Source organism: Saccharopolyspora erythraea, assembly GCF_018141105.1.
GTDB lineage: Bacteria > Actinomycetota > Actinomycetes > Mycobacteriales > Pseudonocardiaceae > Saccharopolyspora_D > Saccharopolyspora_D erythraea_A.
Genome location: NZ_CP054839.1, coordinates 4,976,626 through 4,989,293 on the forward strand (window position 1 = coordinate 4,976,626; position 12,668 = coordinate 4,989,293).

General features: G+C 72.5%; 10 protein-coding genes. 4 read left to right on the forward strand and 6 right to left on the reverse strand.

All coding sequences use genetic code 11. The annotated features are described in order from the left end of the window. Nucleotides 1–14: 14 nt before the first annotated feature. On the reverse strand, nucleotides 15–1,079 hold the full coding sequence (locus HUO13_RS22460) for a lipid kinase (RefSeq protein WP_249123948.1): 1,065 nt from the start codon (nucleotides 1,077–1,079) through the stop codon (nucleotides 15–17). Nucleotides 1,080–1,144: 65 nt separating this feature from the next. Here HUO13_RS22460 and HUO13_RS22465 point away from each other — a divergent pair, with 65 nt between their 5' ends. Continuing rightward, a complete protein-coding gene (locus HUO13_RS22465; protein WP_211897078.1) occupies nucleotides 1,145–2,383 on the forward strand; it encodes an APC family permease in 1,239 nt (412 codons plus the stop codon). 38 nt (nucleotides 2,384–2,421) lie between these two features. On the opposite strand, the gene HUO13_RS22470 is transcribed toward HUO13_RS22465, so the two are convergent. Then, nucleotides 2,422–3,618 (reverse strand): ROK family transcriptional regulator, encoded by a 1,197-nt coding sequence (locus HUO13_RS22470; protein WP_211897079.1) that lies wholly within the window; start codon nucleotides 3,616–3,618, stop codon nucleotides 2,422–2,424. A gap of 524 nt (nucleotides 3,619–4,142) precedes the next feature. On the opposite strand from HUO13_RS22470, the gene HUO13_RS22475 reads away from it, so the two are divergent. Next, nucleotides 4,143–5,090, forward strand: a complete 948-nt coding sequence (locus HUO13_RS22475) for a TauD/TfdA dioxygenase family protein (RefSeq protein WP_211897080.1) — start codon at nucleotides 4,143–4,145, stop codon at nucleotides 5,088–5,090. A 299-nt stretch (nucleotides 5,091–5,389) separates the two neighbouring features. After that, nucleotides 5,390–7,480, forward strand: a complete 2,091-nt coding sequence (locus HUO13_RS22480; protein ID WP_211897081.1) for a diguanylate cyclase — start codon at nucleotides 5,390–5,392, stop codon at nucleotides 7,478–7,480. Between the two features lie 126 nt (nucleotides 7,481–7,606). Here the strand turns inward: HUO13_RS22480 and HUO13_RS22485 are convergent, their stop codons facing one another. The 3 genes from HUO13_RS22485 to HUO13_RS22495 form a co-directional block, all read right to left on the reverse strand. Further along, nucleotides 7,607–8,266 carry a transcriptional regulator gene (locus HUO13_RS22485; protein ID WP_211897082.1) on the reverse strand — a complete coding sequence of 220 codons (660 nt, stop codon included), beginning with the start codon at nucleotides 8,264–8,266 and terminating at the stop codon, nucleotides 7,607–7,609. Between the two features lie 203 nt (nucleotides 8,267–8,469). Continuing rightward, the gene (locus HUO13_RS22490) at nucleotides 8,470–10,026 is read right to left on the reverse strand and encodes a purine-cytosine permease family protein (protein ID WP_211897083.1); all 1,557 of its coding nucleotides are present in this window, start codon (nucleotides 10,024–10,026) and stop codon (nucleotides 8,470–8,472) included. A gap of 164 nt (nucleotides 10,027–10,190) precedes the next feature. Continuing rightward, complete coding sequence (locus HUO13_RS22495) at nucleotides 10,191–11,000, reverse strand: endonuclease I family protein (protein ID WP_211897084.1); 810 nt, start codon at nucleotides 10,998–11,000, stop codon at nucleotides 10,191–10,193. Nucleotides 11,001–11,405: 405 nt separating this feature from the next. On the opposite strand from HUO13_RS22495, the gene HUO13_RS22500 reads away from it, so the two are divergent. Beyond that, complete coding sequence (locus tag HUO13_RS22500; RefSeq protein ID WP_211897085.1) at nucleotides 11,406–12,239, forward strand: SGNH/GDSL hydrolase family protein; 834 nt, start codon at nucleotides 11,406–11,408, stop codon at nucleotides 12,237–12,239. A 59-nt stretch (nucleotides 12,240–12,298) separates the two neighbouring features. Here HUO13_RS22500 and HUO13_RS22505 read toward each other — a convergent pair whose 3' ends face one another. After that, nucleotides 12,299–12,643, reverse strand: coding sequence for a hypothetical protein (locus tag HUO13_RS22505; RefSeq protein ID WP_211897086.1), 345 nt, complete (start codon nucleotides 12,641–12,643; stop codon nucleotides 12,299–12,301). Nucleotides 12,644–12,668 lie beyond the last annotated feature (25 nt).

Sequence of the window (12,668 nt, forward strand, 5' to 3'; positions counted from 1 at the left end):
CGCGCTCGCGCCCCTCATGCCGAGTCCGGCCCCTGCGCGTCGGCCCAGGTCCGGGGTACGACGACGTGCAGCGCGTTTCGCGCGACGCGGAACCGCTGCGGGGTGTGGGCGACCAGTTCGCCGTCGACGTTGACCGGCAGGTCCGGAGCGGTTTCCAGCTCGACGCGCGTGGTGCGGAAGTGCTCCACGTGCGAACCCCCGCCGCCGGTCCGCAGGTTGCGCGCGACGGCGAGCAGGTCGAGCACCCCGCCCTGCCTGATCACCGACACGTCCAGGGTGCTGTCGTCGATGCCCGAGTCCGGCGCGGCGATCTGGCCACCGCCGAAGTAGCGGCCGTTGGCCACCGAGACCTGGAGCAGGCGCTCGTACTCCACGGGTGGGTGGTCGTCGTCGGGGAAGCGCAGACGCGCCCGGAACGGCCGGTGCCGGACGAACGCCTTCACCGTGGCCACCGGGTAGGCGAGGGCGCCGACGCGGCGCTTGAGCCACGGCGACATCGACTCGACCACCAGCGCGCCGATCCCGACCGAGGCCCGGTTGACGTAGTAGTTGTCGCCGCATAGCCCGAGGTCGACGTCGACGATGTGGCCGTCGGCGATGGTGCGGCACGCCTGTTCGAGGTCGCCCGGGATGTGCATGGTCCGCGCGAAGTCGTTGGCGGTGCCCAGCGGCAGCAGCCCCAGCGGCACGTCGCGGTGCGCGAGCACGTCGACCACCGAGCTGACGCTGCCGTCGCCTCCGCCGAGCACCACCAGGTCGTGGCCGGCGTCGATGGCCGCCGCGACCGTCTCCGGCAGCCGCGACGGGTCGCGCAGCGGGAGGGTGCTGCCCACCGGGAGGCCGAGCGAGCGCAGGCGGTCCACGGCGTAGGCGTAGGCCTTGCCGCCGTTGCGCGCGTGGACGTTGACCACCACGGCCGCCCGCGTAGCGGGCCTGTCGATGCGGATGCTCGCCTCCTGCTCTGCGCAGTGCCGTTGACGCTTCCGTTCTACTCCTGGCAGGTGACCGGAGCATGTCGCGGTGCCGAACTGCTGACCCGGCGTGACCTCGCCGGTGGCGTCCGGGCGAGACGGCGTCACCGGGCGAAGCGGCGGCGGCCGGTTAGCCTGTGCGCGCCCGCAAGCGACGCGCTGGAGGCAACGCGGTGAGCGACGACCAGCAGCCCGGCCCGCGGCTGGCCCGCAGGCTCGGGACCGGCGACGCCGTCGTCATCGGCCTGGGTTCGATGATCGGCGCCGGCGTCTTCTCGGCCTTCGCCCCGGCCGCTGCCGCCGCGGGCAGCGGTCTGCTGGCCGGCCTGGCGATCGCCGGTGTGGTGGCGTACTGCAATGCGACCAGCTCCGCTGCGCTGGCCGCCAGGTACCCGCGCTCCGGAGGCACCTACGTCTACGGACGGCAGCGGCTCGGCGAGTGGTGGGGCTTCGCGGCGGGCTGGGGCTTCGTGGTGGGCAAGACGGCCTCGTGCGCGGCGATGGCGCTGACCTTCGCCGCCTACGTGGCACCGGAGTTCTCCCGGCCGCCGGCGGTCCTGGCCGTGCTGGGGATCACCGCCGTCAACTGCTTCGGCATCACCAAGACCGCGGGTGTGGCGCGTGTGCTGCTCGCCGCCACTCTGCTGGCCCTCGCGGTGGCGCTCACGGCTGTGTTCGCCGCCGACCACGTCGGCGCGATGCCGCTCACCGCGCACCCGGCGGGCGTGCTCCAGTCGGCCGGACTGCTGTTCTTCGCCTTCGCCGGCTACGCCCGGATCGCGACGCTGGGCGAGGAGGTGCGCGAGCCGCAGCGGACCATCCCGCGGGCGATCCCGATCGCGCTCGGTGCCGCGTTGGTGGTCTACGCCGTGGTCGGGGTCGGCCTCCTCGCGGCGCTCGGCCCGGAGGCGCTGGCCCGGTCGCGGGCGCCGCTGGCCGATGCCGCCCGCGCCGGGGGCCTGGGCGCGCTCGCTCCCGCCGCCACGGTCGGCGCGGCGGTGGCCGCGCTGGGTGCGCTGCTCGCACTGGTCACCGGGATCGGCCGGACCGCGCTGGCGATGGCCCGCAACGGCGACCTGCCGCGCCGGCTGGCCACGGTGCACCCCCGCTACCAGGTGCCCCGGCACGCGGAGCTGGCGCTGGCGCTGGTCGTGTGCGCGCTGGTGCTCACCCTCGACCTGCGCGAGGCGATCGGGTTCTCGTCGTTCGGGGTCCTGGTCTACTACGCGATCGCCAACGCGGCCGCGTACACGCTGCCCGCCGGGGAGCGGCACATGCGCCGGTGGGTGCCCGTGCTCGGGCTGGCGGGATGCCTGCTGCTCGCGGTCACGCTGCCCTGGCAGTCCGTCGTGTCCGGACTGGCGGTTTTCGCAGTCGGGCTGGGCGGCCGTGCGCTGTTGCGACGGCGCTGACGCCGCCGGGAGTCTTCGGGACGGTATGGCAACCCCACTCACGGGTTCCCGGCTCCGAGCAGTGCGTAGGGCCGGTCGTAAAGCCGTCCGAGGACTCCGGTGCAGGCGGCGACGGCCTGCACGTCCGGTCCGAACCGGGTGATCGCAGGCAGCTCGCCGCCGGGCAGAGCCGTGTTGGCCGCGAAGCTGTGCAGGAGTTCGTCGGTGTAGTCCGGCGCGTCGGTGATCGCCTGCCCGCCCAGCACGACCGCGTCGGGGTCGACGACGTCGCGCAGCATCGCCACCGCGCGGCCGATGGCCTGGGCGCGCTCGGCCAGCAGCCGCGAGGCGACGGGGTCTCCGGCGTCGTCGGCTTCGCGAAGCAGGACGATGTCGGGTTCGGCGATGACGCCCGCCTCGACCGCCCGGCGCGTGACGGTCTCCTCCGACACCGTGGCCTCCAGGCAGCCGGTGCGGCCGCAACGGCAGCGCTGGTCCCCGCCGACCGGCAGGTGAGCGACGTCGCCGGACCGTCCGGGGTCGCGGGGCGGCCGCCCGTCGAACGCGATCGCGACACCGACCACCTCGCGGGCGTAGAAGTACAGCAGGCTGCGCGGAGCCCGGCCGCCGCCGAACAACACCTCGGCGGTGGCCATCGCGGGCACGTGGCCGTCGAGGTGCACCGGCAGCCCGGTGGCGCGCTCCAGCAGCGCCCGGGCGGGCACCGCGCGCCAGCCGAGCCGGTCGTGGTCGACGAGGCCCTCGGCGATGTCGACCCGGCCGCCGGTGGCGAGCCCGAGTCCGACCACCGTCCGCTCCGGCCGGCGCCGCAGCAATGCGCGCGCCCGCCCGGCGATCGTGGCCAGCGCATCCTCCGGACCGCTCCGAGGCGTCGGAACGCTTTCGCTGCACAGGAGTCTGCCCCGCAGGTCTGCCAGCCCGAAGGTCGTCGTGGTCACTCCGATGTGGACGCCGCAGGCGGCGATCGCGCTGTCGTCGACGTCCACCGGCACCCTCGGACGCCCGATGGCACCGTGCCAGGTCAGCTCCGGAACCTCGCGCACCAGGCCGAGCTCGGCGAGGGCGGACACCTGCCTGCTCACCGTCGCCATGCTCAGCGAGGTCCGGCGCGCGATGGCGGCTCGGGACAGCGGGCCCTCCCTGCGGATGGCCGCGAGCACCAGGGCCGCGTTGGCCTCGCGCACACCGCCGGGGCGTGGCCGCGGCGGGCCGACCGGGCTCAGGATGATCGTCACGTCCTACCTCGGGACAGCCGGATTCGACTACGTCGAACCGCCGCGGATGCACCGCGGTGGTGGTTGCTTTCGCTTGGGCGGGGAGAAAAGTGCGGCTGGGCGGGAAAACCCGCCTGCCGAGCGCGCTTCCGGTCGCAAGAGCGGCGCTGAGGTGGATCAGCAGTGCCGACAGCACGGCGCGACGGATGTGCGCTGCACAGCGCCGCAACCGTGCGACCCGTACGCATCGATCTTCTGCATGGTGCGAGGTTCCGCCGCGGGGGGTGCCGGTGTCAAAGCCGCCCGCGATGCGGGATCGCACGCCCGACTTATTTTCAGTCCCGCACGACCGGTTGCCGCGCCGTTCGCGGCGTCCTTACGGTGCGATCGTGGCATCGAAGGGAAACCTCCGCACAGCGCTCCGCTGTCGCGACGGGTGCGCGGCGCGCTTCTAGCACCGTTTCCGCACCCCCGCGTTTCCCCACCGTTTCACCGTTCACCCCCGCACCGCGCGCGCTTCACCTTGCGCCGAAAGGAAACTCGACATGACCGCTCAGCTCGAACACGCATCCGACACCACCCGCACGGAGTCCGGTGTCCGGGTCGTCAAGCTCGGCGCGCACATCGGCGCCCGTGTCGACGGCGTCCGGCTCGGGGGCGACCTCGACGCCGGGACGGTCGAGGCGATCCGCTCGGCCCTGCTCAGCCACAAGGTGATCTTCTTCCGCGACCAGGGCCACCTCGACGACGAGTCGCAGCTCGCGTTCGCCCGCCTGCTCGGCGACCTCACCCTGGCCCACCCGACCGTGCGAGGCCGGGACAACGCCAGCATCCTGCCGATCGACTCCGACTACTCCAAGGCCAACAGCTGGCACACCGACGTCACCTTCGTCGACCGGGTGCCCGCAATCAGCGTGCTCCGGGCGGTGCAGCTGCCCGACTACGGCGGCACCACCACGTGGGCGAGCACGGTGGCGGCCTACGAGAAGCTGCCCGCGCCGCTCAAGGCGCTGGTCGACTCGCTGTGGGCGGTGCACACCAACGCCTACGACTACGCGGCCAACATCGACGAGACCCGCGTCGGCGGAGTGGACGTCAAGTTCCAGGAGTACCGCGAGGAGTTCGTCTCCGACGTCTACGAGACCGAGCATCCGGTCGTGCGCGTGCACCCCGAGACCGGCGAGCGCGCCCTGCTGCTGGGCCACTTCGTCAAGCGGCTGGTCGGCCTCACCAGCTCGGAGTCCCACACCCTGCTCCAGCTGCTGCAGAGCCGCGTCACGCAGCTGGAGAACACGGTTCGGTGGCACTGGTCCGACGGCGACCTGGCCATCTGGGACAACCGGGCGACTCAGCACTACGCCATCGCCGACTACGACGACCTGCCCCGGCGGCTGCACCGCGTCACGCTCGCCGGCGACGTGCCGGTCAGCATCGACGGCGTGCGCAGCACGATCCGCACCGGAGACGCCTCGCACTACTCGGAGGTCTCCTGACCCGCGACCGCGTTCCCGGCGCTCGGCGGCCACCTCGGCCACCGAGCGCCGGGCTGTCGTCCTGGTTCCCCCGAGGGCCGTCCGGGCAAGTGCCCCGGGTCAGGATTCGGCCGAGTCCCGCGCCTGTTCGCATGCGCCGCCCTGTGCTGCGGACGCCACGCCGGGTGCCGCCCGGAGAAAGCGCAGCCACCGACCCGCAGTCCGGCTAGGCTGAACGCCACGGCCCCGCTCCCCCACGTGGCGCCGGGTCGGGACATGACCGGACGCGGTCATGCGCCTTCTCGGGGCGAAAGGGTGCGATGGCGAAAACTCCCCGGCAGCGGCCCGGCGACCGCGCGTGGCTGTACTACGTCATGGGCGGCTCGGCGACGGCACTGGCCTACTACGCGGTACCCGCCGAAGGCGACTGGCTCGTGGTCCGGCTCGTGCTGTACTGCCTGATCAGCGCCTCGGCGGTAGCGGCGATCGCGGTCGGGCTGGCCCGCTACCGGCCGGTGCCCAGGCTGCCCTGGCTGATCATCGGCATCAGCCAGGTCGTCTACGCCGTAGCCGACGCCAGCTTCTACACGGCGCACTACATCTTCGGTGTGACGACGTTCCCGTTCGTCGCCGACATCTTCTACATCGCCCACTACCCGGCGATCGTGGCCGGGCTCCTGCTGCTCATCGAGCGCCGGTCGCCCCGCCGCGACGTGCCCAACCTGCTCGACGCCTCCCTGCTGGCCGTGGTCGCGGCGATGCTGTCCTGGCTGTTCCTGATCGAGCCGCGCGTCCGCACCGAGTCACCGCCGCTGGTCACCGCGGCCTCGCTGGCCTACCCGGTGCTCGACCTCGCGCTGTTCGCGGTCGCGCTGCGGCTGGTGCTGGGCTCCGGGCGGCGTCCCACCTCGTTCTTCCTGCTGGCCTACAACCTGCTCGCGTTCATGGCCGCCGACTCGATCTACGTCCTGCAGCAGCTCGGCGGCACCTACGGCGCGGGCAACTTCCTCGACGCGATCTGGCTGTCGGGCAACATCGCGCTGGGCGCCGCGGGCCTGCACCCGTCGATGGCGGTGCTCGGCGAGCCCGGCCCGGCCAAGGATCAGAGCCTCGGCCCGTCGCGGGTCGCGGCGCTGACCGCCGCCGCGCTCGTCGCTCCCACGATGCTGCTGGTGCAGCACGGCCGCGGCGCGTTCCACGACATCCCGGTCATCGCCGCGGCGTGCGCGGTGCTGTTCCTGCTCACCATCGCGCGGCTGGTGGTGATGGTCGTCGAGCAGCGGCGGCTGGCCGTGACCGACGTGCTGACCGGGCTGTGCACCAGGCGCTACTTCGAGGCGCTCCTGCCGCAGGCGATGGCGCGCTGCGAGCGGGCAGGACGGCCGCTGGCGGTGTTCATCATCGACATCGACCACTTCAAGTCCATCAACGACCGCTACGGGCACCCCGTCGGCGACCGGGTGCTGGTCGAGACCGCCACGCGGCTGCGGCGGGCGGTGCGCGAAGGCGACGTGCTGGCCCGCTACGGCGGCGAGGAGTTCGCGCTACTGGCGCTGGACGTGGACCGGACGGCGGTCACCGGCATGGCCGAACGGCTGCGCGCCGCGGTCGGCGGCCTGCCAGTGGAGCTGTCCGGGGCGGACCGAACCTGGGTGACGGTGTCGGTCGGTGTGGCCGGCGGCGACGGCGTCGGACGCAGTCCCGAGCAGCTCATCGCCGACGCCGACCGCGCGCTGTACGCGGCCAAGGCGATGGGCCGCGACCGCGTCGCGCTCGGCGACGAGCTCGAGCACACACCCGCGGTGGACCGCGCCGCCGCACTGCGCTACCTGCACGCCGTGGCCGACCGGGTCGACCGGCTGCTGTCCAACCAGCCGCACAGCCGTCCCGTCGGCCATTGGGCGCGGCTGGTGTGCCAGCGGCTCGGCGCCGGCGAGGCGACCTGCGCCAACGCCGAACTCGCCGGTCGGCTGCACGACATCGGCAAGATCGTCGTCCCGGAGAACATCCTGGCCAAACCCGCCGCGCTCAGCGAAGCCGAGTGGGCGCTGATGCGCAGGCACCCCGACCACGGGTACCGGCTCATCCGCACGGTGGCGGGCATGGGTGAGATCGCCGAGATCGTGCGCGAGCACCACGAGCGGCTCGACGGCACCGGCTACCCCAGGGGGCTGGCCGGCGCCGAGATCAGGTTCGAGGCGCGGGTCATCGCGGTGTGCGACGCGTGGGCGACGATGCGCTCGGACCGCCCGTACCAGTCACCTCTGAACACCGAGGAAGCGCTGCGCCAGCTTCGCGACGGCAGCGGCGGCCAGTTCGACCCACAGGTCGTCGACGCGTTCGTCGAACTGGTCGAGCAGGGCCGGATCGACGAGCTCACCACCGAGAGCGGCCGTCCGCTGCGCGCGTAGCGGGATGCCGGGCGGCCGCAACGCGATCGACCACGTCGCTCCCCCGGTCGACGCCGTCCACCGCCGTGTCCCGGATCCGGAAAGCCGCGGGCCACGCGGCCACTCGCCGCAAGCCCAGCGGGCCGGTCAGCCTGCCTGGTCGGCGAGGGTGTTCCAGAACATCAGCTCGTAGCTCTGGAACAGCCGCCCGTACTCCCGGGCCGCGTCGGTGACGCGGTCGGCGTCGATGCCTGCCTGGACCGCGGCGAGGGCCTGCTCCTGCGCCTCCGGAGGCGGTGAGGCGAACATGTCGAAGAACGCGCACGCGTCGTCGTCGAGGCCGTACTGACCGCGCAGCGCCTTGGCGATGCTCGCGCAGTACTGGCCCCATGCGGCGAAGTTGGCCACCACGCCGACCACGGCGTCGGCAGGCTCGGCGTTGAGCGCCAGCCACGCCACGTACGCCGGGTACGCCTGGCAGCCTGCCTGCGGCCGGTAGGCGCGAACCGCATCCCGGTCCATGCCCAGTGCCGAGGCGAGCACCGGCAGCGCCTTGAGGGCGACGCCCTCGCCCTGGGCCAGCCCGGCGAAGAACTCCCGGGTCGGCTCGTCGGTGGCCCGCCCGGCCAGCGTCAGGAAGCTGCGCCAGTCGCTGGCCACGATGCGGTGCTCCTCGGCGGCGAGCGCGGCGAGTACCGCCCGCGGCGCCCTGCCGTCCCGCACCAGCGGGACCAGCCGGTTGTCGTCGTCCTGGGGCGCCAGATCCTGCTGCACAGACTCCAGCAGGGCACGTGCCGAAGCAGTCATGGCCACGATCGTCTCACGCGCGAGCGGACCGCGGTGACAACTCGCCGCACGCGCTGCCGCCCGGCATCGGTCAAGAACCGCGCGCCTCCACGAGATCGCCGAGGGCCCGCCGGGCGAAAGCCCCCACATCGGAGCCGGGGTCCGACAGCGCCGACAGCACCTCGGGATCGACGGCCGCCGCCTCGGCGATGACCGGTGGTGGCTCAGTCCGATGTGGAGACCGTCGTGCTGCCCACGACGACGTCGGCGGGGTCCACGATCGGCGGCACCGGCGTGTCGGCGGCGGGCACCCACCGCGGGCCGTCCGGGCCGAAGACGCCGCGCGGTTCCGGGAAGATCCGCAGCAGCGCGAGGTAGACGACGGCCGCCAGCACCAGCGACAGCGGCAGGCCGATGTCGACACCGCCCGCCAGGTGGCCGAACGGACCCACGAACTGGCCGGGGCTGTTGACGAACATCAGCGCGGTGGCCGCCGACAGCAGCCACGCCGACATGCCGCGCCAGTTCCAGCCGTGGTCGAACCAGTACCGGCCACCATGCTGGCGCCGGTTGAACACCTGCAGCGCGTCCGGGTCGTACCAGCCGCGCCGGGTGAGGTAGCCGAGGGTCATGACCACCATCCACGGCGCGGTGCAGGTGACGATCAGCGTGGCGAAGGTGGAGATGCTCTGCACCAGGTTCAGCCCGAACCGGCCTGCGAAGATCAGCGCGATGGCCGCGGCGCCGACCAGCGCGGTGGCCTGCACCCGGGAGAACCGCGGGAAGACACTGGAGAAGTCCAGGCCGGTGCCGTAGAGCGCGGTGGTGCCGGTCGACATGCCGCCGATGAGCGCGATCAGGCACAGCGGCGCGAAGTACCAGCCGGGGGCGACCGCGAGCAGCCCGCCGACGTAGTTCGGCGCCTCGGCAGCCAGGTACTGCGGCGCCGCGGTGGCGATCACGGTCGCGGTCGCCAGCCCGAACCCGAACGGCACGATCGTGGCGAGCTGGGCGAACAGCGCCGCCGCCACCACCCGCGGCCGGGGCGTCGAAGCCGGGATGTAGCGCGACCAGTCGCCGAGGAAGGCGCCGAAGGAGACCGGGTTGGCCAGCACGATCAGCGCGGCACCGATGAACGACGGCCAGAACGCCGACGGGCCGGAGGTGTCGAGCGTTCCCGCGTAGGACGGGTCGAAGGCCCCGCCGAACGCGAACGCGCCCAGCACGAACAACGTCGTGGCCGCCAGCACCGCGATCTTGTTGACCAGCAGCATGAACCGGAAGCCGTAGACGCACACCACCAGCACCAGCCCGGCGAACACCGCGTATGCGACGGCGAACGCGACGGGCGTCTCGGGCACGTGCAGCACCCGGCTCGCGGTGCCGACCAGCGCGTCACCGGAGCTCCACACCGAGATGGCGAAGAACGTCACCGCCGTCAGCAGCGACAGGAACGAGCCGACGATCCGGCCGTGCACTCCGAGGTGCGCCGACGAGGAGACCGCGTTGTTGGTCCCGTTCGCCGGGCCGAACACCGCCATCGGGCACAGCACGAGCGCCCCCGCGGTCAGGCCGAGCGCGGTCGCGGCCAGCCCCTGCCAGAAGGACAGGCCGAACAGGATGGGGAACGCGCCGAGCACGGCGGTCGAGAAGGTGTTGGCGCCGCCGAAGCTGAGCCGGAACAGGTCGAGGGGCCGCGCGGTGCGTTCGTGGTCCGGGATCCGCTCCACGCCGTTCTGCTCGACCGCGGTGACCGGTGGCGGTGCCACCTCGTTCGACATCGCTCTGCCCTCCCGCACGCGCGCTGCTGTGATCAGCCAGGATGTGCCGTCGCCGTCGCGGCCGGGAAGCGGGTGATCCTCCAACAGCGGCCGCCGGCGTTGTAGGAAAGCACAAGCCGCGGCGGGCGGCGCCGGCGGCCGGGGAGCCGCCGGCGCCGGACACGTCAGCGCCAGATCTCGCCGACCCACTCCGGGTGGTCGATGAACGGGTTCCGGTTGTGCTGGAACTGGTCGAAGATCACCTGGTTGCGGCGCTTCTCGAACTCGTCCGGCGGGTCCTGGGCGTGCCACTGGCGAAGCACCGACAACCGGCCCATGAACGGCGCCGAACCGTTGTCGACGTTGTCGTTGAGCTCAAGGTCGGCGAAGCCCTCCTGGCCCTGCCAGCGCACCGCCATGTAGAAGATCATCCGCGCGACGTCACCCTTGACCTCGTCGCGCGGCTCGTAGGAGTCGTCGTCGGTGAAGTTGCCGGGCGCCTCCCCGACCTCCGAGCCGCCCATGTCGAAGTCCTTGCTGCCGCGCGTGCTGTTGACCGAGACGTCGGTCGGGCGCAGGTGGTGGACGTCGGTGCCGGGGCCGGGGGCGGTGCCGAAGTCGCCGTGCGACTTGGCCCAGACGTGCTCGCGGTTCCAGTCCTCGGGGCCGCCGCCGTTGGTGTCCTTGCTCTGCGAACGCCCCGTGTAGAGCAGGACGACGTTGGCCGGGTTCCGCGGGTCCTCGTCGGTGACCTTGAGCGCGTCCCAGACCCCGTCGTAGGAAAGCGTCGTGGTGCCGTTGCCGATGATCTGGTGGAGGGCGGTCTTGAGCTCCTCACCGGTCTTGCCGATCGCGTCCTGGTAGTAGTCGTCGGCGGCGACCGCGGGGGCACCGGAGTGCGGTTCGACGGGCTCGGCGGCCGATGCCTGGGGCGCGACGGCCACCAGCGCGAAGCCGAGCAGCAGGGGTAAGGGTTTCCAGCGGGCGTTGTGCACAGGCGTTGTCCTCTCCCGGCGAGCCGGGGAGCGCCGCGGACAGCGCCGCCGCGTGCCCCCGGGCTGCTGTCTTTCCGGGAGCGTGCCACAGAACGATCTCCATCGAGTGAACCGAACGGAGCAGTTCGGTGTCCGAGAGTGATGATCAAGGCGAACAACACCAGGGAGAACGACACGGCAAGCAGATCGTGGTCACGCAACGCTACTTTCGTCGTGGTTCGAAAGTGCCGGCGACCCTGCCGTGGTCGTGGGTCCGCTCGGCACCGAGAACCATCGCGCAACGCCACCGGGCTTGCGGACCGCCGCACCCGCGAGTCCGCGTCGCCGCCCTCGCCGAGTCTTCGCCTGACGGTCGCCGGATCGCCACCGACACCTCACCGGATGTGGAGCATCGCTCAGAATCATGTGCGCGTGCACGCAGAGGCGATCACTCCGGTCCCGTCGGCGCGAGGTGAGCCGACCACGCTGACCGTCCTGGGCGACTCCATCGCCGTGGGCATCGGCGACCCGGTGCGGGGTGGCGCATGGCGCGGCTTCGCGCCGTTGCTGGCCGCGGCGATGGACGTGCGCCTGACCAACGTCGCCACCAGCGGGGCACGCGTGGCCGACGTCCGCGACCAGCAGCTGCCGCTGGCGCTGCGGGAGGAGCCCGACCTCGCCGTGGTGATCGTGGGGATGAACGACACGATGCGGTCGGACTTCGACGCCGAGCGCATGCACGCCGACCTCGACCGCGTGCTGTCGTCGCTGACCGCGGCGGGCGCGGCCGTGGTGACCATCCGCTACCACGACCACGGCAGGGTGTTCCGGCTGCCGGGGCCGTTGCGCCGGCTGCTCGCCGCGCGCATCGCCGAGCTCAACTCCGCGCTGGAGGCGGCCGCGCACCGCAACGGCTCCGGAATCGTCGACCTCGACCGGTTGCCCGGCGCGTACCACCCCTCGATCTGGAGCGTCGACCGACTCCACCCCTGCGAGCTCGGGCACCGGCTGCTCGCGCACGCCTTCGCGCGCCAGTTCGCCGAAGCGGGCGTGACCGTCTCCGGAGAGGTCTCGTTGCAGTGCTCCGGCGGAGTGCGCGTCCGGCGGCTCGACCACCTGGGGTGGTTGGTGTTCAAGGGAATTCCGTGGCTGCTGAGCCGCGGCCGCGACCTCCTGCCGCACCTGCTGCGCACCTTGCTGCGCCCCAGCGGCGTGCCGGAAAGCATTGCCCCTCCGCAGCAGAACCGGTCGATCGGCTGACGACGTGCAGTGACGTCCCCCGGAAACCCCCAGCCCCAGACCCCAGACCGCCGGCGGAGCTACGCCGGGCGGGCGTCGGTGACGTAGAAGGGAATTCCCTGCATGCAGGTCGTGGGCGCGCCCGGTCGCGCCTCACCGCGGACCACCACGTGCAGTCCCGGCCTGCGGATGTCCGGGTCGTCCCCGATCAGCTGGTAGAGCCGGCCGCCGGAACGCAGCACGTAGCACCCCGATTCGACACCGGAGGCGATCGTGCCGCTGATCGTGGCCCGCTCGGCGCGGTCGGGTGCCGGTGCGGCCACCGGCGGGGCCGGGCCGACCGGGGCGGCGGAGTCCTGTTGCACGGCGCAGCCGGCGGCCGCGACGGCCAGTCCGGCGCAGAGCAGAAGTCGTAACGCATCCATGGCCCAATTGGACTACTGCACCAAA